General features: G+C 64.7%; 1 protein-coding gene. It reads right to left on the bottom strand.

The genetic code is table 11. The annotated features are described in order from the left end of the window. Positions 1-14: 14 nt before the first annotated feature. Positions 15-399, bottom strand: a 385-nt coding sequence (locus D7Y13_RS44360) for a hypothetical protein (protein WP_208734742.1), incomplete at its 5' end; no start/stop codon positions are given.

Below are 399 nucleotides of genomic sequence, written 5' to 3'. Positions count from 1 at the left end.
CACCGTGATCTTCCTTATGCCTTCGGGACCAGCAGCGTCGCCGGCCGCCGCTCGCGCGCCGTCTTGAACAGCGAATAGGTCTGGCCGACGATCTCGCTGACTCCGGCGATCGACGCCATGAACGTCTCGAGCTCGGGGGTCTTGGTCGCCTCGACCAGCCGCACCTGCGCCGACGGGTCGGGGCCTTCGAAGCGGACGTAGAATAGCGGCTCGCCACGCTTGAGGATCAGGTCCTTGGTCGTGTCGTGCCATTCGAACGCCCACATCAGCGCGCGCGGCCAGATGTCGATCGGGAAGCGCCCGCTGATCTGCACGCCCGGCCGCCGGTCAGCGGTATAGTGGAAGATCGGCGGATATTGATTGATGTAGAGCGGGTCGTCCGACACGAAGACATAGGAC

It is taken from the genome of Corallococcus praedator, assembly GCF_003612125.1.
Classification (GTDB): domain Bacteria; phylum Myxococcota; class Myxococcia; order Myxococcales; family Myxococcaceae; genus Corallococcus; species Corallococcus praedator.
Note: the sequence above shows the minus strand (reverse complement) of the source record. Positions and strands in the feature narration are given on the sequence as shown.